This window comes from Pseudoalteromonas sp. CuT4-3 (genome assembly GCF_035666335.1).
GTDB lineage: Bacteria > Pseudomonadota > Gammaproteobacteria > Enterobacterales > Alteromonadaceae > Pseudoalteromonas > Pseudoalteromonas atlantica.
Genome location: NZ_CP142030.1, coordinates 1,837,715 through 1,858,131 on the forward strand (window position 1 = coordinate 1,837,715; position 20,417 = coordinate 1,858,131).

Here is a 20,417-nt window from a genome sequence, read left to right on the forward strand (position 1 = left end):
TATTACACTATGGATGACGGGCATGACAAACAATCAACAGCGTAAAAAACAACATTATCCAGCCGTTTGGATATCGGATGTACATTTAGGGTATAAAGACTGTAGAGCCGACTATTTATTAGATTTTTTAAATTCAATTGAATGCGATACGCTTTATTTAGTGGGTGATATTGTTGATCTGTGGTCGATGAAGCGCAGTTTTTATTGGCACCCATCTCATTACCAAGTACTTAGTTGTATACAACAAAAAGCCCTTGATGGCACCCGTGTAATATACATACCTGGTAACCACGACGAAACCTTTCGCCACTACATAAATCAAACTTTATTTGGTGTAGAGGTCCACCAGCAGTTTATTCATACCACAAAAGCCAATAAACGCTTTTTACTGATCCACGGTGATGACTTTGACTCGGCAACCCGCTACAACAAGCTCATAAGTATTGCAGGCGATGCAGGTTACGACTTACTGCTGTTTTTAAATCGATGGACTAACCGAGTTCGTAAAGTGTTTGGCGGTAACTACTATTCACTTGCTGCATGGATAAAAGCACGCGTACATAAAGCCCGTGAAGCTATTGCGGCTTTTGAAGATGCCGCTATACATGAGGCAAAAAAACAAAAGGTCGATGGCATTATTTGCGGACACATCCATCACCCTAAAATTAAAGTAGTAGATGGCATAGTGTATTGTAATGATGGTGATTGGATTGAAAGCTGTACCGCATTAGTTGAGCAACCAAACGGTAAAATAGAGCTGTTGCATTGGTCTGATACGCAAAAAGTACTTGATACAGCCGATGTAACCAGCTTAGTTAAACCTATTCAAACTGATACCAAACCGAGTAAGTCAGCAGCTTAACTGCTGACTTAGCTCATTTAGTTTAACCAGGTTAGCAGCCTATTTTTAAGCGTTTTAGGCTTTATTGGCTTGGTAATATAATCATTCATGCCGGCGGTAATGCAACGCTCTCTATCGCCTTCCATTGCACTTGCGGTCATGGCAATAATTGGAATGCTAATATACTCAACCCCAGCTTTAGCATTTCTTATCTCGCTGGTGGTATCGTAGCCATCTAGGTTAGGCATTTGGCAATCCATTAAAATTAAGTCAAACGGTTGCTCTTGATTAAATTTAAGGGCAGAGAGTGCTTCTATACCATCACTTGCACAGGTAATTTTTATCCCTGTGCGTTTTAAAATAGCTTTCGCTACCTCAATGTTAATCATGTTGTCGTCAACCAATAATACATGATACTTAGACAACTCAGGCTCTGGCTCTATGTCGTTTGCTTGTTTAGGCGCGGTTAAAACAAACTCATTATTAGCGCCAAAAATACTGCCTAGCTTATAGGTAAATTGATCTTGCGTGAGTGGTTTGTGCAAAATGTGGCTATGCTCAGGAAACACCTTTTTAGATTGCTTATTAACCACCATGTCTCGCAATATAAGCACATATTTTTTATCTGCCTTTTCGCAGTAGCTTATTAGCGCATTAACTTGCGGGTGTTCGTCATCAATAATCAGTAAATCGGCATCAAATTCGCTGTGTTCACTAAAGTAGTCGAGCCTTGTAATATGGCTTGGCTGAATTTTACAGGTTTGAGTTAATAATTCGCATACATTTTTAAATACGTTATCGCGCGCAATAAGCGCCGCTACACTGATTTCTTTAGAAAGCTCAATGCCGGTATTAAGTTTTTGCTGTTGCGCCACATGTAACTCTACCGTGGCAATAAAGGTGCTGCCTACGCCCTTTTCACTGCTAACGGTGATATTACCGCCCATTAATTGCGCCAATTTTTTACATATAGACAACCCTAAACCGGTGCCACCAAAATGGCGCGTAGTGCTTGAATCTTCTTGGGTAAACACATCGAACAGTTTATCGATGTTTTCAGGGGCAATACCAATACCGGTGTCTTTAATTATAAAGCTCATTAAAATTTTACTGTCGGTAATGTATTTAGAGTTTAAGGCTAAACTTACTTCGCCTTTATGCGTAAACTTAAACGCATTATTTATTAAATTAATTAAAATTTGCTTAAGGCGATGGCTATCACCAATAACCATTCTATCAACCACGTTTTGGGTATTTAAAAAGACCTCTAACCCTTTACGTTGCCCCTGCAGCGCAATTGAATTAATCATATCGCTACAGACAGAGATAACATCAAACGAGTGATTATCAATATCTAGTTTACCCGCTTCAATTTTAGAAAAATCTAAAATATCGTTAATTAAACTCATTAACGAATGTGCACTGCTATTGGCTAATTTTAAATAGTGTTGCTGTTGCTCATTGAGGCTGTCTTCTTTTAGCATTTCAAGCATGCCTAAAACACCGTTCATTGGTGTGCGTATTTCGTGGGAAATATTGGCTACAAAGTCACTTTTTGCTTGGCTTGCGGCAAGGGCTTGGTCAATCGCTCGCTCAAGTTCAACAGTACGCTGAGATACCTTTAACTCTAACGTGCTATTTAAACCCTGTAACTGTGATTGAGTTTGCTTTAACGAGCTGATATTACGCAAAATAGCAGCAACCTGATAACGATTGCTAAATACATCAAATACGCTGGTCAGCGTGATTGAATAATATTCTTTATTGCCATCATCACCAGTATAAACCGCTTCAAATGGCATTTTAGAGCCATGCTCTATGGTTTCACTAATGCAGTTTTTATCTTCATCTGCAAGGGTAAATAAGTTACTAAAGCGGGTGTTGTCATTACCTAGCCTACTTGCAAAAACTTTTTTAGCCGTTTGATTACAGTGAATAATGGTTTCATCACTGTCTATAGTAAAAATAGCGTCGAGTGAATTTTCAATAACTTTATTATTTTGCTCTGTTAAAGAGTGTATAAGCAGCTTGCGATTAATATAACGCTGATATAACAGCGTAATAATTATAAATATGGTAAAAAATGTGGCGGTGATGGCAATAAAACTTTCGCGCCTTTTTGCAATGCGTTCCAACAAGGTTTCAGAATCAATAGAAACGGCCATCTCTAACGGCAGCATGGCAATATCGCCTTCAAAACTTACCCGTTTATTTAAAAAGTACTGTTTTGGCGCATCACCTATTAACAAGGTTTCGTGAGAGTTCATGTTTTGTGTGGGGCTAAATTCATCGCTCCAAGTTTTGGCTTGGTTAAATTCAAAGCCAAACCGTAAATCTGGGTTTGGGTGGTATAAAAATTCGCTTTCATTATTAAGCAAATAAATATTAATCCCAGGTGGAAGTTCAAACGTTAAACTTTCAAATAACTTATCTGCTGAGTAGTTTGTCACTAAAATTGCAAACACTTGCTTTAAATGATCGAAAACAGGCTTAGCTACGCGGTATGTACTCACAAAGGGTTTTTGTATTTCGCCGCTTTCGCGGTTGTAGTTAATAGGCGATATATACACGCTTTTTTCATCAAGCATGCTGGCTTTAAGTACGTAGTCTCGCCCGCCTTTTTTTTGCAGTTGTGCGCCCTCTAGCCTAATTATGTCACCTAAAAAGCGGTCTACACGTACTATCTCTTGGCCATTTTCAGCAAGCATAATGTAACGTGCTTGCAAAATAGAATCGTCGGTTTGCATAAACCCGCTAAAAATATCAGCAAGACGGTCTTGCCATACAGCAATTGGGGTTTGTAATAGTGGGTCGATTAATTGATTGTCGGTCGCTCTAGATATACCTTGAATAGGTGGAGTGGCGTTTAAAAAGCGAATAGCGGTAATACTGTCGTTTAAATGATTTTTTAAAGACGCGGCTTTTGTTTCAAGCTCACGATTGAGTTCACTACGAGCATCGTTATATATCTCTGCGCGTACTTTTTTTTCAAACACATATACCGAAGGCAATGCAATAACTAAAAAAACAATAATGGCAACCAGTAATAATTTATTACCTTTTGCTGCTGTTATAAATACATTCCTTTTTAGCATTGAACCCTCACTCCTCACTATTTTCTAGGTTAGATTATAGAGGATTATTTGATAAAAAATAGAAGTAAAAATAATTAGTTACTTAAAAAAGTGTAATTAAAGTTTGAACAAATACTCTAAAACAATCACTTAGTATTACTATTAAAAAGCAGTGTTAATTTAAGATGAATACCATTCTAAAAAACATACAAATTAATATAGACGGCAAATAAAAAAATTATAAGCGATAACAGTTAATGGGTAGTAAAAGTAAACGAGCAAGGCAATACCCTGCCCGTTTATAAAACCTTAAACTATCTAAATAATACGTCTTCGCGGTTAAACCACTTAACACAAAAGGCAAGTAACGCCCCAGCTATAATAGCTGTTGCTAAAAATATTAAGCCTACAAGGGTGTAATCTACCGTGCCTTTAACAATTTCTTTAATTGCGAGCGCTACATTAGTAACAGGAATAAAAGCAGTTTTAGCTGTTAGCTCTACATTAGGCATAATGGATACTATGATGGGAAAAAACACCCCCATACTCAATGGTGCCATGTAGTTTTGGGCTTCTTTAAATGTACGAGCATAAATAGATATTGCTAACGCCAATGCTGAGAATATCGCGGCAATAGGTAGTAACAATACAAAAATCATTAATAAATCGCTTATCGCTAATGAGCTAAATGCTGTTTTAATTACTTCTAGGTCTGCAAATGCAAGGGCTACGGCTATCCACCCGCCCATGCTGAGTACAGTTATAGTTGTTGATGCAATTGAGGTTGTCAGTAAGGTTATAAATTTGCCTAGTACCAGCTCGGTACGCGTAATAGGTGTAAGCAATAAGGTTTCTAATGTACCGCGCTCTTTTTCACCTGCACCTAAATCTATTGCTGGGTACGTAGCGCCCATAAGAACTATAGGAATAAGTAGGTAGGGCAAAAAGCCACCTAGTTTTTCACCTAAGTTTTCACGTTTATCGGCGGTATCAACCTTTACTACTTCAATAGGGGTTAAAAGTGCTAAATGGGCTTCTTTTTCAATACCAAAACTGATTAATTTTTCTGTTTGTAATGCATCGCTATATTCTTTGGCGAGCTCTTTTACACGCTGAAATAAAAAGTTGATAGATTTAGCATCATTAAATACCACTTCCCACTTACTTTGCTGGGCATCATTTAAGGCTTGTTTAGCGTTAGTGGGTAAATATATACCCATGTCTATATCACCTGCGATTACCCCTTCTTTTAGCTCTTCAATGCTATTAAAGGTTTTAGCACCTTTATAAAGTTCAAAGCTTTTATGATAAAACACTTTTTCGGTAAACTCTGGTGCGTAGTCGCCATTAATAATGGCGTAGGTATGTACCTTTTGTTCAGCATCGAGTGCCGCTTGAGAGCTAATAAACGCCATAACGGCAAATAATAAGGGAAACACCGCAACGGGTAGAGCGACTACAAACAACAAGGTTTTTTTATCGCGTAGGAGTTCTGTTAATTCCTTTTTAAAAACTTCAAACATCGTGTTTCTCCGTTAATATGTTCATAAACGCTTGGTTTAGCTCTTCACTATTACCTGCCTGTTTGAATTGAGCAAGTGTGCCATCAAAGCAGCTTACGCCTTCATTAATTACCGCAACACGGTCACATAAAAGGGCGACTTCATCTAAATGGTGCGTTGAAAAAATAACAGGCGTGCCTTGCGCCTTTAAGCCTTTAATAAAGTTTATAACCGTTTGTGTGGTCATGATATCAAGGCCTGTTGTTGGCTCATCGAGTACCACCACTTCTGGGTGATGTACCACAGCGCGGGCAATATTAGCTTTTTGCTTCATGCCGGTAGATAGGTTTTCTGCACGTTTATCAATAAATTTATGCATGTCGAGCAAAGTAAAAAGTTCTTCACAACGAGCCGCTATTTGCTCTTTGTTCATTCCATGAAGCTTTGCAAAGTATTCAATATTTTCTTTAACGGTCAGGCGACCATACAAACCAGTTGAACCGGATAAAAAACCAATAGACTTGCGCCCTACTAACGGCTTTTTAATTATGTCGTTGCCGGCAATAGTTATTGTGCCTTCATCGGGCTTAAGTGCAGTTGAGAGCATACGCAATGTGGTAGTTTTACCCGCGCCATTAGGGCCAAGTAACCCTAACACTTCGCCTTTTGCACATTGAAAGCTTACATCTCTTACAGAATGAAAAAAATCTTTATCTTCACGCGGGTCTATATCATCAACTTTATTTTTTTTATGATCCTTGGTTAACTTAAACTTTTTTTTAAGCCCTGCGACTTCTATCATTTTCGTATCCTTCGTTTAGCTCTAAAGTAATCGGTATTATCATAGAACGATTCATTCTCATTTGCGTCATGCCATCCTGGTACACCTAATAATGGCAATGGAGAAAGCTGTTTGTTATCGGCTAAGCAATGCTCTATTTTTATCTTCTCATAAAGTACTTGGTCTAGGTACTGATATTGAGTAACTAAATCTTTACAAAATATTTCATCCGGTACACTTACAAATAACGCTTTACCCGTTAAACCAATATAGGGTTTTGTGAGCATTTCATAATTAGCGTGGCCAAACATAAAAGGTTGTATTGTTTTGCCCCACTCTTCTCGGTGAGTTATAAATGCAGTTTTCCATTGGTGGTCTGTTAAAAGCGTTTGCCACTTAGTATCACTAATAGCAAGCACCACGCCGCACTCGTCAAATAATGTGAGTGCATTACGATGTTTAGTACGTTGCTTTAAGCCATGTTGCGCTATTTCTTGTACGTGGCGCTGATTAATAAGCGCCTTGGTTTTTGGAAACAAACACCAAATAAAGCCACCAAATAAGTCGTGCCAATTTTTACTACGTGTAGGCACTACGCCAGTTTCAAAAATGACTTGCTCATAATAGCGCTCACCAAAATCAACGTTTGCATCGTCTTCAAACGTTATTGGCAGGTTATTAGCATTAATGGCATTCAAATACACAGTGAACCAATCGGGGCTTGGCCAATCAGTTTGTTTATCAATATTAAACAGTGTTCGTAAGTGCTCAAACGCACCGCTTTTCAAACTACTAACTTGCCATTGCTCGGGCGGAGTAAAGCGCTTCATTTATACCTTTAACAATTTATGCTGTTAATTTGCGGGCAGTTTACCGCAAAAACTGGTTCTAATTAATAGAAGTTAATATACTAATCACATCTTAGAACAAGAATAGAGCTACTATGAAACGATATTTCTCTCTCACACTGATTGCTGGCGCTGTGTTAGCTGGCTGTGCAACAACAAGTATTACACCTACCGATGTAACAAATGGTTACAACAGTATTAAAGCAGATGAACTTGCAGCGCACATTAAAGTGCTTGCCTCTGATGAATTTGGCGGTAGAGCGCCTTCATCTGAAGGTGAAAAACTAACCCTAGATTACTTAACTACACAATTTAAAGCATTAGGGTTTCAACCCGGTAATGGTGATAGCTTTTTACAAGAAGTGCCGCTTGTTTCATTAGAAGCTGATTCAAATATGGTATTAAGTATTGGTGGTAAAGATTATCAATACAAAAAAGATATGGTTATGGGCAGTAGCCGCATTAGCGCACAAGAAGGGATTGAAAATTCAGAGCTTGTCTTCGTAGGTTACGGTGTAAATGCCCCAGAATATAACTGGAACGATTACGAAGGCCTAGACGTAAAAGGCAAAACTGTTGTAATGCTTGTTAACGATCCGGGTTTTGCTACAAAAGATCCTGCGTTATTTACCGGCGATGCAATGACCTACTATGGCCGCTGGACTTATAAATATGAAGAAGCGAGTCGTCAAGGTGCAGCCGGTGCTATTATCATTCACGAAACAGCCCCTGCATCATACCCTTGGTCAGTGGTTGAAAACTCATGGAGCGGTGAGCAGTTTGGTTTTCAAAAAGAGAACAACAATATGGACCGCGTTGCGGTTGAAGGCTGGGTAACCACTGATGTAGCTAAAGAGTTATTTGCTAAAGCGGGTCTTGATTTTGAGACTGCAAAAGCCAATGCAGCTAAAGGTGCGTATAACGTTGACATGGGCGATTTAACTGCATCGGTTAATGTTAAAAATACAATTAAAAAATCGGTGTCGTATAACTTTATTGCCACGTTGCCGGGTAGCGAAAAAGCGGATGAACATGTTATTTATTCAGCGCATTGGGATCACCTAGGTACAGATACAACCCGTAAGGGCGACCAAATTTATAATGGGGCACACGATAACGCCACAGGCACTGCGGGGCTAATTGAGGTTGCAGAGGCATTTACTAAGCTGCCAAAGCACCCTACTCGCTCAATGACATTTTTAGCTGTTACGGCTGAAGAGCAAGGCTTACTTGGGTCTAAATACTACGCTGCTAACCCAGTTATTGCTGCCGATAAAACAGTCGCCAATATAAACATGGATAGCCTAAACTTATTAGGTAAAGTAAAAGACATGAACGTAGTAGGTTTAGGAAAGTCGCAAATGGACGACCTACTAGCCAAAGCAGCAAAAGAGCAAGGTAGAACAATAGCGGGCGACCCTAAACCATCATCAGGTGGTTATTACCGCTCTGATCATTTTGCATTTGCAAACATGGGCATTCCGGCTATGTATGCAGGCGGCGGAACAGTTGCCGCTGATGAGGATACAGCAAATTACCGTAAACGTATGAGCTTAGTGCTACGTGGTTGTTACCATCAACCCTGTGACAGATACCGCGATGAGTGGGATTTATCGGGTGCGGTGCAAGACTTACAATTGTTTTATAAAGTAGGCTTTGATATTTCTGAGCAAGCACAATGGCCAGCATGGTACGAAAACTCAGAGTTTCAACGCAAATAATGTATTTAGCCTGAGCGTAGGTTATTTACCATCGAAAAACTCAAACTGAGCTATCGATTTAAACAGATACAAATGATATTGATTATCATTTGCAAAATGTATACAGTGTGTCCTAGTTAAACTAAAACTGGGGCACACTTATGATTTTACTCTCTCAAATAGGATTTATTACGCCAGCTTCCAAACGGTTTGTTAGCCAAAATAAACGCTTACTCCTACCACTATTTTTATTGGTATGTTTAGCTGTTCCTAATCTTCGCGAAATAACCATTACTGCTCTCAGTGATGCGTTTTTTCAGGTTAGTGTATTTGTAGCGGCTACGTTACTTATTTACTACTACGCAATAGAACATATCCCTCAATTAGAAATGAGCTACTTAAGCGCTAAATCTAAGTCACTTGAAGTGCTGTTTGCATCCGTTCTTGGCGCTTTACCCGGCTGTGGTGGTGCAATTATTGTGGTTACTCAATACACTAAAGGCCAAGCAAGCTTTGGGGCTATTGTTGCTGTACTTACCGCCACAATGGGCGATGCTGCTTTTTTACTGCTTGCTACGCGCCCTACTGAAGGCTTAACAATAATGGCTATAGGTTTAGTGGTAGGCACGCTGTGTGGATTAATAGTTAATGCAATTCACAAACCTGATTTTTTACGTCCCAGCGCACAAGAGCAAAAACACCAAGTTAAAGTTTTGCCCACTAAAATAATAAAAATTAGCAAACCTGTGTGGATGTTTGCCATTATTCCAAGTTTAATCATTGCGTTTTTAATTGCATTTAATGTGGACTTTAATCAATTTGGTCAATATACCAGCACCGGTATTAGCTTATTTGGTGCAGCAATGGCACTGTTTACGGTTGTTATTTGGGCCTACTCTTCTAAAGGTGAAACCTATAAAGAGATTACTTCAGAAGAGGAAGAATGTAATCCGCCTTCTAAGCTTATAAAAGTATTACAAGATACCCATTTTGTAACTGCATGGGTGGTGGCTTCGTTCATGCTGTTTGAAATATTAGTCAGTGTGGTAGGGCTTGATTTAAAAACCTGGTTTATGCACTACGCCTATTTAGCACCGTTAATTGCAGTCGTCATTGGTTTTTTACCTGGCTGTGGGCCACAAATAATTGTAACCACGCTTTATATACAGAGCATTATTCCTTTTAGTGCATTAGCTGCTAATGCGATTTCAAATGATGGCGATGCGTTGTTTCCTGCCATTGCAATGGCGCCAAAAGCGGCTGTAATTGCTACCTTGTATACCTCTATACCTGCTTTAGTTGTTGGTTACGGGCTTTACTTTTTAAGTTAACAGTTTAAAAAATCATAAGTACAAAAAAGCTCAGCAATTGCTGAGCTTTTTTAATGTTAGCGTATTTTATTTATACGGCTGCTGGCTCTGCAGCTAGTTCTTTTGGATTTGGGCCAAAATCGTTTTCGCCTTCATGTGAGTCTTGCGCAAGGAACACAATTAAAACAATCCAGCCAATAATTGGCACTAACCAAAGTAACTGCCACCAGCCAGAGCGGCCTGTATCGTGTAAACGGCGCGCACCAGCGCTCAAACCTGGTATTAATAGCGCTAAACTATAAATAGAGCCAATAAACATAGTACCTAGTGCGCTATCAATCACATTACAGATAATTGAAAAGATAGTATTAAACAATACAAACATCCAATAAGCTTTGCGGCGATTACGTCCTGAAAAATCTGCGTAGCTACGCAGCGCGTTCATATAATGTTCCATTACAATTCCTTAGTGTTAGTTTTTATATTCCCTAGCGGGTTTGATTTATTACCTTTTAGTAACATTTGTATCTTAATTAAAAACACTGCGCTTTAAAACAAAAAACCAGCAAATTGCTGGTTTTTTTATAAATTTAATTATTAACTCATAGCCATCATCATTGCCGATGGACTTTCTAAATACGATTTCCACAAGTTATTAAAGCGCGCAATTGTACCGCCATCAATAACGCGGTGATCGCCTGACCAACTCACTTGCATAATAGCTTTGCTAACAACTTGGCCGCTTTCATCAAAGCGCGGTAAGTGTTGTAACTTCCCTAATGCTACAATAGCAACTTCTGGCTTATTAATAATCGGGGTCGCAATAGTGCCGCCAATTGCCCCAATATTTGAAATGCTAATGGTGCCCCCTTTTAAGTCATCTGGTGCTACGCGCCCCTCGCGTGCTGCATCAGTTAAGCTTGTTAAACTGTTTGCAACTTCAACAATACTCTTAGATTGGCACGATTTAATGTTAGGTACTAGCAAACCCACTTTTGAATCCACTGCTACCCCAATATTATGATCGTCAAAGTAGGTAAGCTCAGTGCAATCATCATTTACTTTAGAATTAAGCACTGGGTACTCTTTCATCGCAAGCGATAACGCTTTGATAAAAAATGGCATCATAGTGAGCTTTACACCTTGCGCTTTATACTGCTCTTTTAAACTCGCTCGCAGGGCAATTAATTGCGTTAAGTCTATCTCGTCACTAAAGGTAAAGTGAGGGATTGTAGAGACCGAGGCCATCATTTGCTTTGCCATAGCCGCTTTAATGCCTTTAATTGGCTCTGCTCGCATACCACCGTTTTGTGTTTGTGGCGATTGTGGCTCTTTATTTTGAGTAACGCTGTTTTTAGTAGTAGCACTACTAAGTGGTGATGTATCTATTGTATTAGGTACCTCACCTTTAATAAATTCTTCTATGTCTTGTTTATAAATGCGGCCATTTTTACCGCTGCCCGGTACGCATGTTAAATCAACATCAAGCTCTCGCGCTTTGCGCCTTACAGCTGGTGAGGCAACCGCTTTTTTATTAACAACTTTATTTGCTGTTGTTTGCTGCGTTGCTATAGATTTATCTGCCGCTTTACTTTGTGCTTTTACAACGGCGTCGTTTACATCTACATTTGGTTTTGCTGTACTGCCGGCTATGCTCATTTGAAATAACGGGCTATGTACCTGAGCAATTTCACCTTTTTGATAGTAAAGCTTTTGCACTGTCCCTGTGTATTTAGCCGGAATTTGTACAAGAGCTTTGTCGGTCATTACATCACAGACAGCCTGATCTTCTTGTATTTCATCGCCTTCGGCCACTAGCCAATCAACAATTTCACACTCAACAATCCCCTCACCAATATCTGGAAGAATAAAATCTTCTAAATGCTCTGACGATGCGTTGTCGCTTTGTGTATTTTGCACTTGCTCTGTGTGTGTTTCATCGCTTTGGCTTTGCTCATCGGCTACATTCATAGCAAACAAGGGTGCATGAACCTGCGCTATCTCCCCTTTTTGATAATATAATTTAGTGATTACGCCATCGTGAACAGCCGGTATTTGCACTAGGGCTTTATCGGTCATCACGTCACAAATGGGTTGATCTTCTTTTACTGTGTCACCCTCTTGTATTAGCCATTCAACCACTTCGCACTCAACAATGCCTTCACCAATATCGGGTAATATAAAATCTTTAGCCATGGTATCCCCTAAAAATCCATTGATTGTTTAATTGCGGCCATTACTTTTAGCGCATCAGGCACATATTCTTTTTCAAGTGCTAATGGGTAAGGTGTATCTAACCCACATACTCGCATAATAGGTGACTCAAGGTGTAAAAAGCACTCTTGCTGAATAGTCGCCGCAATTTCGGCACCAAAGCCATTGGTAATAGGCGCTTCGTGGCTTATCACTAAACGTCCTGTTTTAGTGACCGACTTAGCAATTGTCTCAACATCCCAAGGTAATATGCTTCTAAGGTCAATCACCTCACAACTAATGCCTTGTTCATTGGCTTGTTTTGCTGCGTTTTCAACAATTTCCATTTGCGCGCCCCACGCAAGTACAGTGATATCTTTACCTTCTTGTACTACTTCGGCTTTACCCAGCTCAATGCTGTAATCATTCTCTGGTACTTCGCCGGTAGAAGCGCGGTATAAACGTTTAGGCTCGAAGAAAATAACGGGGTTATCGTCTTTAATACTTGCTCGTAGTAACCCTTTTGCTTGGTACGGGTTACGTGGTACAACTATTTTTAGCCCTGGCGTATGGGCAAAATATGCCTCTGGCGATTGTGAGTGATATAAGCCCCCCGCAATACCGCCACCATACGGTGTTCGTATCGTTAAATTGCCCACGTTAAATTCATTACCACTGCGGTATCTAAACTTGGCAGACTCATTAACTATTTGGTCAAATGCCGGAAAAATATAATCAGCAAATTGTATTTCAGCAAGTGCAGGCGCTCCAAACGCGGCTAAGCCATTGGCAAAACCTAAAATACCTTGCTCTGTAAGCGGTGTGTTAAATACGCGGTGTTCACCGTACTTTTCTTGCAAACCTGAGGTCGCCCTAAAAACACCACCAAAATAGCCAACATCTTCACCAAAAATACACGCCTGAGGGTGCTCATTCATGGTGATATCGAGCGCAGAATTAATTGCGTGTAGCATGTTCATTTTAGCCATTACTTAATTCTCCCTGCTGTGATTGGGTACGCATCTGGGTGCTGCTTTATATGTGCTTTTAAATCGTTATATTGGCGCTCAAGTGAAGGAATTGGCGTATCGTAAACATCTGATATTAGCTCTTCAAGCGCTGGCTTTTGCACTTTTTCAGCACGTTTAAGGGCGGCTAAAATATCTTCACGAATAGTGTCTTTCGCTTTAGCATCGTCCTCTTCGTTTAACCACTCTTGTTTGATCAACCATTTTTTAAATTTATCAATTGGGCAAACTTTATGCGTGGCCTCTTCATCTTTTGAGCGGTAACCACTTGGGTCATCGGAGGTTGAGTGAGCGCCTAATCTGTACGCTATTGACTCAATTAATACCGGCTCGCCCTGCGTTGCTGCAATTTCGCGGGCCTTTTGTGTTGCAGCAAACACGGCTAATGCATCTGAGCCATCAACTCGTATGGTTTTAATGCCATACCCTACGCCTCGCGATGCTATACCATCGCCTTTAAATTGCTCATCTGCAGGTGTTGATATTGCATACCCGTTATTACGTGCAAAAAATATAACAGGGGCTTTGTGTACCGCAGCCATATTTAAACCCGCATGAAAGTCACCTTCAGATGCTGCGCCCTCACCAAAGTAACAAATAGTCACATTATCTATGGTGCTTGCAAGTTCGCCGGTTTTTGCGTCAATGTGTTTTACTTTTTGCCCGTAGGCATACCCTGTAGCTTGAGGAATTTGCGTACCGAGGGGCGATGATATGGTCATATAATTTAATTCTTTTGAACCATAATGAATCGGCATTTGGCGCCCTTTTCCTAAATCTAACTCATTAGAAAACATTTGATTCATAAATTGATCAAGCGTAAATCCGCGGTAATGCAAAGCGGCTTGCTCGCGGTATTGCGCCATAATCATGTCATCTTGATCAAGTGCAGCAGCAGAGGCAGTAACAGCGGCTTCTTCACCTAAACATTGCATATAAAAGCTTACGCGGCCTTGGCGCTGCGCCCCTTGCATCCGCTCATCAAGTAGGCGAATAAAACGCATTGTTTCGTATAGTTTAATCGCTGTGTGTTTAGAAATAGTCGGTGCGGTAGCACTAGGATGAATGTCGCCGTCCTCAGTTAAAATACTAAGGGTTGGAATAGTTAGCGCATGACCGTCTATAAACTCGAGGTCGTGGTTAATATTCAGCGATACGTTATTTGGATTACTCATAACCTACCTTCTCTTGTTGTCTGTGATACAGCGCCCCTTTTAAGTTTTTATTATGGGTGAGGCTTGCGAATAAACTTTGCAGCATCTGTGCTGTATTTAATTAAAGCTGCCACCACCTTACGTTAACGTAAGATGTTATTCAACAAGTGTAAGACGAAACAAAAGTAAAATACGATTAAAAATATGGAAAGTTAACTGTACGCATTTATTAAACTAATAAAAACATACAGTTAAATATTTAAGGCGAGTGGTCTGATGAGTTTTATTAGACGAAATTACTATCTACTTGCATAGGAATAACGGTAAGCAATGCCCTTTGCCCAAGCGCAACGTGCGCATTTGGAAAAATAATAGCTTCCCCTTCCACATCGGCATAATAAGGGGTATCGCCGTCTGTTGCTAGCAACTCACCTTTAGCAAACCCTGTGAAATTTTCTGCATCATCAGAAAACGGAAAGCTAAAGTCCTGCTGCGTTCTATTAATTGTGCGATGTACGGCAAACAGCTCAAAGTCACTTGCATTAAATTGAGGGTATTGGACTTCTTTTTGGCTAATTAATGCAGTTAGCGTTTGCTTGGTTTTTGCAAAGCTAGCCATGTCGTTTTCACCAAACGGTTTAACTTGACCCAGTTCAACGGTAAATGAATCAGCGCCATGAACAAACGAAGAATAGTAACTGAATGTGGTTGCCGGTGATTTCATCATTAATACGGTATTTACACCGCAGCTAAGTAAAAATTGTAACTGTGATTTCTTCCATGGTTTACCATGAAGATAAGGATACACAGCGAATTTTTCATTTTTTGAGCCACGTATAGCAGTATGTAAATCATAATGATAACGTGCACTGCCTTGCTCGCCCCGTGCAAAAAAGTCAGTTACATACTCTTCTAGTTTTGCTGCGCGTTTACGCTCATCATTCATTGGCACACCTTCAACAGTGTGGTGGCCATTAAACAAACGGTTTAGATTTTCTTCTACAAAGCGCAGGCCAATATTTATTGATTTTGGATTACCAAATATAAAGAGCACACGCTGATTTAATGCAAGCTCACCTTTTATTATAGTTTTTATTAGCTCGTCACATATTTCTATAGGTGCGGTTTCGTTACCGTGTACAGCGCTTGAAAGCACAACATCTTTTGTTGTTGTACCCTGAGGTTGAAATTCAATAACACCTGTATCGTGAACGCTTACGCGCGTGCCATTTTCTAAAGCAAATTCACTTGCCTCTAAATGCCATTCATTGTCGCGACTGAGTGTTAAAAAATCGCCGCTATTTATTAGTTCATTTAAATAATCTGGTTTGGCTAACATGATAAGCCCTTTTATAGTGTGAGAGATACAAACAAAAACGGCTGAATAAATCAGCCGTTTTTAAATAGTGTAAGCCGTGTTAGCTGATCACAGAATCAACTAATTGCTTCGCTTCTTTTTCTAGTAGTGCTAAATGCTCTTCACCTTTGAAAGACTCAAGATAAATTTTATAAATATCTTCAGTACCAGAAGGACGTGCTGCAAACCAGCCGTTTTCAGTCACTACTTTTAAGCCGCCAATGGCCGCATCATTGCCAGGTGCATGAGTCAGTTTTTGTAAAATTGGTTCGCCAGCTAATGTATCGGCTTTAACATCGCTTGCACTAAGTGCTTTTAAACGTGATTTTTGCGCACTGCTAGCAGGGGCATCTAAACGCTTGTATAGTGGAGAGCCAAATTCTTGCTCTAGCTCTTTATAAAGCGCTGATGGTGTTTTACCTGTTACTGCGAGTATTTCAGCTGCAAGTAACCCCATAATAAAGCCGTCTTTGTCGGTACACCATACGCTGCCATCAAATCGTAAAAACGCAGCGCCAGCACTTTCTTCGCCACCAAAGGCAAGCTTACCTTTATTTAAGCCATCGACAAACCACTTAAAGCCAACCGGCACTTCTTTAACTTTACGCTCATTACGAGCTACTACGCGGTCAATCATTGAGCTAGAAACCAGCGTTTTGCCAATTTCTACACTGCTGTCCCAGTCGCGGTGTTTTAATAAATAATCAATTGCTACCGCTAAAAAGTGATTAGGATTCATTAACCCATCTGGGGTAACAATGCCATGGCGGTCGTAATCTGGGTCGTTGCCAATAGCAATATCAAAGTCGTCTTTTAATTTAATTAAATTAGCCATTGAGTAAGGTGATGAACAATCCATACGAATTTTGCCATCTTTATCAAGTGGCATAAATGCAAAACGCGGGTCAACACTGTCGTTTACTACGGTTAAATCTAAATTATATTTTTGCGCTATTAATGGCCAAAAGTTAATACCAGAGCCACCTAGCGGGTCAATACCTACTTTAATACCCGCATCGCTAACGGCTTTTAAATTAACGATATTTTCTAAGTCGTTAATGTATGGCGTCATTAGGTCTTCGTATTTAATAAACCCTGAACGCGATGCTTTAGCAAATGGAAACAGCTCAACTTCTACTAAATCTTCTAATAGTAATTGATTTGCTCTGTCTTCAATCCATTTAGTTACGTCGGTATCTGCTGGGCCGCCGTTAGGTGGATTGTATTTAAAGCCACCGTCTTCTGGCGGGTTATGTGAAGGCGTTACCACAATACCGTCGGCTAATTCGTTAGGATTTAATTTGTTATGGCAAACAATAGCATGGCTAATGACAGGGGTTGGCGTGTAATCGTGATTTTGCTGGGTAATTACTTGCACCTCATTAGCCACTAATACTTCTATGGCAGAGTTAAAAGCAGCTTCACTTAATGCATGCGTATCTTTACCTAAAAAAAGCGGACCAAAAATGTCGTTTTGCTTTCTGTAGTCACAAATAGCTTGTGTAATGGCTAAAATATGAGATTCGTTAAACTTAACATCGTAAGAGCAACCACGGTGACCCGACGTACCAAAAGCAACACAATGCTCTGGGTTTTGCTCTAAGTCTGGCTCATTTAAGTAATAAGCCGATACCAGTTTTGGTACGTTAACTAAAGTTGAATGTGGCGCAGTTTTCCCAGCACCTGAATGAATAGCCATGTTTATTTCCTTACAAGTAATCGCGAATTTCTTCTGCTTGCTCTGCTGAATAACCTAAGCACAGCGCAACCTCGTGTAGCATCATTTTTTTACGTGTCGTGTTTGAATTTGTCATTACCCAGTACTCACTGTCGGTAATGTTTTTAGGGTTCATACTACTGCCGCTATTAACTAAGTCTTCTTTGCTGGTTGCAAAGTAAACGCGGTCGCGCCCTTTTATATCAAGCACAGCACTAAACTCTTTTTTATGCGTTCTATAAAAAGCACTTAAAATAAATAAAAACCTGCCTACCACCCCTTTTTGCATTGCTAGTTCTTCTTTATTTAGAATATTAAATACATTAGCGTTTGTTTGCTTCACGGGTGTGACAACCTCTTGCTCTTGGCTGTCGTTAGTAGCTGGCGTGTCGTCAATTGGGGCTTGAGTAGCTGTTTGATTGTTTTGATTGTTCTTAGCAACGGGAGTGTTGTCATCACCGTTTAGATTTAATAAACGACGTAAAATAGTGGATGCGCTTTCGCCAATACTTTGTGTATTGCTAGCAATATACTGATATAACTCGTCGTCTATGTCGATTTGTTTCATGTTGTTCCTGTCATTACGGGCCACATTTTTTCTTTCCCCGTGATTATACCCAAACCAAATATAAATGCGAGTTACAACAAGCACTCGCACAAACATATCCTATAAACACGCTAATAAAGGTGTCTTGATTATTTGCTTATAAACCCAATGTAGTAATTAACAGCTTTTAAAAGTACTACCCATATTTTTATCTCCATTAGGCTGGTAACACCAAATAGCCCACAACTGGCGTAAAAATAAACGGTGTTACCCCATAAAAGGCGCGTGCAGAGCAGTTAACCGTTATATCTTTTGCTTTTTAGGGCAATGCTCGGCAAACTAAGCCAAAATTTTAGGAGGCGGTCATGCTATTAAACTATAAACAATACGGTGAAGGTCCGGATGTTGTGATCATTCATGGTTTATTTGGCTCTTTAGAAAACCTAAATGTTATTGCAAAACCATTGAGCGAGCACTTTAGGGTAACGAATGTAGATTTGCGTAACCATGGCGCTTCACCGCACAGTAATGAAATGAACTACCCTGCAATGGCCGCAGATATTGTTGAGCTAATCAACGCGTTAAATATTAACAATGCGCACCTGATTGGCCATTCAATGGGCGGTAAAGTGGCGATGGAAGTGGCGCTAATGCATAGCCAAAAAGTAAATAAGCTGGTGGTACTTGATATTGCCCCTGTGAGTTACCCTGCCCGCCACACACAAATTATTAATGCACTAAAAAAAGTGGCAACTAGCCAGGTTACTGATAGAAAACAAGCCGATGCTATTATGAGCGAGTACATTAATGAGCTAGGTGTTAGGCAGTTTTTACTAAAAAGCTTAGCTAAAAACGACGATGGACAGTACAAATGGCGATTTAATTTAGATGTACTTGATGAAAAATATTCGACAATCACCGCCAATGTTAATGAAAACAATTCTTGTTTGTGCGATACTTTGTTTATCAAAGGCAACGATTCTGATTACATACTGCCAGAATACCGCGATGAAATAACAAAGCGCTTTAAAAATACACGAGCAAAAATTATACACGGTGCAGGACATTGGCTTCATGCACAAAAACCCGCTGCAGTTAATAAAGCAATAAATGACTTTTTAACAGGGCTTTAATGCAATTTTAATCATGTGTTTTTGGTTATCCGTACTAAATTAATGCATATTTATATGCTATAGTACGCGCCGTTTAATTTAAAGGTTATACGTTGATGGTCAGTCAGTTTATTAACGAATTTGATACCCTAGGGTTGTACTTTGGCTTAGCCGGTATTTTTGTATTCATCGGCCTGGCAATTAAAGACGTACTTAATAGTGGTAACGTACCTAAGTTTGGTCGCTACATTGTGTGGGGCGTCCTCTTTTTAGGGTGTTCTGGCTTTATTGCGAAAGGACTTATACAAGTTTTTTGGCAAGGTGCAGGTGTAGGTTAGGCATGGCGAAGTCAGAAACAGATAGAACAACTCCCGATTTATTTGAATACGAAAAGCGCCCAGGCAGGCCTAAAACGAACCCTTTACCAAGGGATATGCAGTTAAAGGTTAATAAACGTAATCAAATAAAACGAGATAAAGCACGCGGTTTAAAGCGTGTAGAATTTAAAGTTTCATCACAGTTATATCAGGCACTGAGTGATATGGCAGATGCACAAAATATTAGCCGTAGTGCGCTGATTGAAACAATTTTACAAGAAAGATTGGCTATTGATAGATAAAAGGTTTGAAGTCCATGGCAAGTGTAGGCATTTTTTTCGGAAGTGACACAGGTAATACAGAACACGTAGCAAAAATGATCCAAAAAGAATTGGGTAAAAAGCTTGTGGCTGTACACGACATTGCAAAAAGCTCTAAAGAAGAGATTGCAGAGTTCGATTTAATCTTATTCGGTATTCCTACTTGGTACTACGGTGAAGCACAATGTGATTGGGATGACTTTTTCCCTGAGCTTGAAGAAGTAGACTTTGAAGGTAAGCTAGTGGCTATTTTTGGTTGTGGCGACCAAGAAGACTACGCAGAATACTTTTTAGACGCTATGGGTATGATCAACGATATCGTTACCGAGCGCGGTGCTATTGTGGTTGGTCATTGGTCTAGTGAAGGCTACGACTTTGAAGCATCTAAAGGTATGGCTGATGACACGCACTTTGTAGGCTTAGGTATTGATGAAGACCGCCAACCTGAATTAACAGAACAACGTGTTAAAGCATGGTGCGCACAAGTATATGATGAAATGTGCTTAAGCGAACTAGCAGACTAACCTCCCCCCCCTTTTATCGCTAACTGTTTAAATAATTATCAAACAGTTAGCGACTTTAGAATTAATAGCAAAATTGATCAATTGTTCTTTGC

The 20,417-nt window shown here is 39.8% G+C and carries 18 protein-coding genes; 7 read left to right on the top strand and 11 right to left on the bottom strand.

The window, feature by feature from the left end:
* Window positions 1-22 precede the first annotated feature (22 nt).
* Complete coding sequence (locus tag VOI46_RS08325; RefSeq protein WP_029773612.1) at window positions 23-862, top strand: UDP-2,3-diacylglucosamine diphosphatase; 840 nt, start codon at window positions 23-25, stop codon at window positions 860-862.
* 17 nt (window positions 863-879) lie between these two features.
* Here VOI46_RS08325 and VOI46_RS08330 read toward each other — a convergent pair whose 3' ends face one another.
* From VOI46_RS08330 to VOI46_RS08345, 4 genes are all read right to left on the bottom strand, one after another.
* A complete protein-coding gene (locus tag VOI46_RS08330; RefSeq protein ID WP_004586658.1) occupies window positions 880-3,936 on the bottom strand; it encodes an ATP-binding protein in 3,057 nt (1,018 codons plus the stop codon).
* Window positions 3,937-4,229: 293 nt separating this feature from the next.
* Window positions 4,230-5,438, bottom strand: coding sequence for an ABC transporter permease (locus tag VOI46_RS08335; RefSeq protein ID WP_004586659.1), 1,209 nt, complete (start codon window positions 5,436-5,438; stop codon window positions 4,230-4,232).
* Window positions 5,431-6,219 carry an ATP-binding cassette domain-containing protein gene (locus VOI46_RS08340; RefSeq protein ID WP_004586660.1) on the bottom strand — a complete coding sequence of 263 codons (789 nt, stop codon included), beginning with the start codon at window positions 6,217-6,219 and terminating at the stop codon, window positions 5,431-5,433. Before VOI46_RS08340 ends, VOI46_RS08335 begins: the two co-directional genes overlap by 8 nt.
* Window positions 6,216-7,028 (bottom strand): DUF3025 domain-containing protein, encoded by an 813-nt coding sequence (locus tag VOI46_RS08345; protein WP_004586661.1) that lies wholly within the window; start codon window positions 7,026-7,028, stop codon window positions 6,216-6,218. The genes VOI46_RS08340 and VOI46_RS08345 overlap by 4 nt, the downstream gene beginning before the upstream one ends.
* Before the next feature lie 113 nt (window positions 7,029-7,141).
* On the opposite strand from VOI46_RS08345, the gene VOI46_RS08350 reads away from it, so the two are divergent.
* Window positions 7,142-8,767 (top strand): M28 family metallopeptidase, encoded by a 1,626-nt coding sequence (locus tag VOI46_RS08350; RefSeq protein ID WP_004586662.1) that lies wholly within the window; start codon window positions 7,142-7,144, stop codon window positions 8,765-8,767.
* A 140-nt stretch (window positions 8,768-8,907) separates the two neighbouring features.
* Window positions 8,908-10,077 (top strand): putative manganese transporter, encoded by a 1,170-nt coding sequence (locus tag VOI46_RS08355; protein ID WP_324737969.1) that lies wholly within the window; start codon window positions 8,908-8,910, stop codon window positions 10,075-10,077.
* Window positions 10,078-10,147: 70 nt separating this feature from the next.
* Here the strand turns inward: VOI46_RS08355 and VOI46_RS08360 are convergent, their stop codons facing one another.
* From VOI46_RS08360 to seqA, 7 genes are all read right to left on the bottom strand, one after another.
* A complete protein-coding gene (locus VOI46_RS08360; RefSeq protein ID WP_004586664.1) occupies window positions 10,148-10,513 on the bottom strand; it encodes a DUF805 domain-containing protein in 366 nt (121 codons plus the stop codon).
* Between the two features lie 140 nt (window positions 10,514-10,653).
* Entirely contained in the window at window positions 10,654-12,252 is a 1,599-nt protein-coding gene (locus VOI46_RS08365) for a dihydrolipoyllysine-residue acetyltransferase (protein ID WP_282337592.1), read from the bottom strand.
* Between the two features lie 8 nt (window positions 12,253-12,260).
* Entirely contained in the window at window positions 12,261-13,238 is a 978-nt protein-coding gene (locus VOI46_RS08370) for a transketolase C-terminal domain-containing protein (RefSeq protein WP_004586666.1), read from the bottom strand.
* A complete protein-coding gene (locus VOI46_RS08375; RefSeq protein ID WP_004586667.1) occupies window positions 13,238-14,452 on the bottom strand; it encodes a thiamine pyrophosphate-dependent dehydrogenase E1 component subunit alpha in 1,215 nt (404 codons plus the stop codon). The genes VOI46_RS08370 and VOI46_RS08375 overlap by 1 nt, the downstream gene beginning before the upstream one ends.
* 265 nt (window positions 14,453-14,717) lie before the next feature.
* Window positions 14,718-15,770 carry a succinylglutamate desuccinylase gene (gene astE / locus VOI46_RS08380; RefSeq protein WP_004586668.1) on the bottom strand — a complete coding sequence of 351 codons (1,053 nt, stop codon included), beginning with the start codon at window positions 15,768-15,770 and terminating at the stop codon, window positions 14,718-14,720.
* Window positions 15,771-15,849: 79 nt separating this feature from the next.
* Window positions 15,850-17,487: a phosphoglucomutase (alpha-D-glucose-1,6-bisphosphate-dependent) gene (pgm, locus tag VOI46_RS08385; protein WP_004586669.1), complete on the bottom strand. Its 1,638-nt coding sequence runs from the start codon at window positions 17,485-17,487 to the stop codon at window positions 15,850-15,852.
* Window positions 17,488-17,497: 10 nt separating this feature from the next.
* Window positions 17,498-18,073, bottom strand: a complete 576-nt coding sequence (gene seqA / locus VOI46_RS08390; protein WP_004586670.1) for a replication initiation negative regulator SeqA — start codon at window positions 18,071-18,073, stop codon at window positions 17,498-17,500.
* 344 nt (window positions 18,074-18,417) lie between these two features.
* Here seqA and VOI46_RS08395 point away from each other — a divergent pair, with 344 nt between their 5' ends.
* The 4 genes from VOI46_RS08395 to fldA all read left to right on the top strand — a co-directional run bounded on the left by VOI46_RS08395 (window position 18,418) and on the right by fldA (window position 20,325).
* A complete protein-coding gene (locus VOI46_RS08395; RefSeq protein ID WP_004586671.1) occupies window positions 18,418-19,185 on the top strand; it encodes an alpha/beta fold hydrolase in 768 nt (255 codons plus the stop codon).
* A gap of 95 nt (window positions 19,186-19,280) precedes the next feature.
* Window positions 19,281-19,502: a DUF2788 domain-containing protein gene (locus VOI46_RS08400; RefSeq protein ID WP_004586672.1), complete on the top strand. Its 222-nt coding sequence runs from the start codon at window positions 19,281-19,283 to the stop codon at window positions 19,500-19,502.
* 2 nt (window positions 19,503-19,504) lie between these two features.
* The gene (gene ybfE, locus VOI46_RS08405) at window positions 19,505-19,783 is read left to right on the top strand and encodes a LexA regulated protein (RefSeq protein WP_004586673.1); all 279 of its coding nucleotides are present in this window, start codon (window positions 19,505-19,507) and stop codon (window positions 19,781-19,783) included.
* A 14-nt stretch (window positions 19,784-19,797) separates the two neighbouring features.
* Window positions 19,798-20,325, top strand: a complete 528-nt coding sequence (gene fldA, locus VOI46_RS08410) for a flavodoxin FldA (RefSeq protein WP_004586674.1) — start codon at window positions 19,798-19,800, stop codon at window positions 20,323-20,325.
* Window positions 20,326-20,417 lie beyond the last annotated feature (92 nt).

What these genes read in the sequence shown, in the direction of transcription:
- VOI46_RS08325 (WP_029773612.1), top strand. Translation starts at nt 23, where the DNA reads ATGACAAACAATCAACAGCGTAAAAAACAACATTATCCAGCCGTTTGG.
- VOI46_RS08330 (WP_004586658.1), bottom strand. Translation starts at nt 3,936, where the DNA reads ATGCTAAAAAGGAATGTATTTATAACAGCAGCAAAAGGTAATAAATTA.
- VOI46_RS08335 (WP_004586659.1), bottom strand. Translation starts at nt 5,438, where the DNA reads ATGTTTGAAGTTTTTAAAAAGGAATTAACAGAACTCCTACGCGATAAA.
- VOI46_RS08340 (WP_004586660.1), bottom strand. Translation starts at nt 6,219, where the DNA reads ATGATAGAAGTCGCAGGGCTTAAAAAAAAGTTTAAGTTAACCAAGGAT.
- VOI46_RS08345 (WP_004586661.1), bottom strand. Translation starts at nt 7,028, where the DNA reads ATGAAGCGCTTTACTCCGCCCGAGCAATGGCAAGTTAGTAGTTTGAAA.
- VOI46_RS08350 (WP_004586662.1), top strand. Translation starts at nt 7,142, where the DNA reads ATGAAACGATATTTCTCTCTCACACTGATTGCTGGCGCTGTGTTAGCT.
- VOI46_RS08355 (WP_324737969.1), top strand. Translation starts at nt 8,908, where the DNA reads ATGATTTTACTCTCTCAAATAGGATTTATTACGCCAGCTTCCAAACGG.
- VOI46_RS08360 (WP_004586664.1), bottom strand. Translation starts at nt 10,513, where the DNA reads ATGGAACATTATATGAACGCGCTGCGTAGCTACGCAGATTTTTCAGGA.
- VOI46_RS08365 (WP_282337592.1), bottom strand. Translation starts at nt 12,252, where the DNA reads ATGGCTAAAGATTTTATATTACCCGATATTGGTGAAGGCATTGTTGAG.
- VOI46_RS08370 (WP_004586666.1), bottom strand. Translation starts at nt 13,238, where the DNA reads ATGGCTAAAATGAACATGCTACACGCAATTAATTCTGCGCTCGATATC.
- VOI46_RS08375 (WP_004586667.1), bottom strand. Translation starts at nt 14,452, where the DNA reads ATGAGTAATCCAAATAACGTATCGCTGAATATTAACCACGACCTCGAG.
- astE (WP_004586668.1), bottom strand. Translation starts at nt 15,770, where the DNA reads ATGTTAGCCAAACCAGATTATTTAAATGAACTAATAAATAGCGGCGAT.
- pgm (WP_004586669.1), bottom strand. Translation starts at nt 17,487, where the DNA reads ATGGCTATTCATTCAGGTGCTGGGAAAACTGCGCCACATTCAACTTTA.
- seqA (WP_004586670.1), bottom strand. Translation starts at nt 18,073, where the DNA reads ATGAAACAAATCGACATAGACGACGAGTTATATCAGTATATTGCTAGC.
- VOI46_RS08395 (WP_004586671.1), top strand. Translation starts at nt 18,418, where the DNA reads ATGCTATTAAACTATAAACAATACGGTGAAGGTCCGGATGTTGTGATC.
- VOI46_RS08400 (WP_004586672.1), top strand. Translation starts at nt 19,281, where the DNA reads ATGGTCAGTCAGTTTATTAACGAATTTGATACCCTAGGGTTGTACTTT.
- ybfE (WP_004586673.1), top strand. Translation starts at nt 19,505, where the DNA reads ATGGCGAAGTCAGAAACAGATAGAACAACTCCCGATTTATTTGAATAC.
- fldA (WP_004586674.1), top strand. Translation starts at nt 19,798, where the DNA reads ATGGCAAGTGTAGGCATTTTTTTCGGAAGTGACACAGGTAATACAGAA.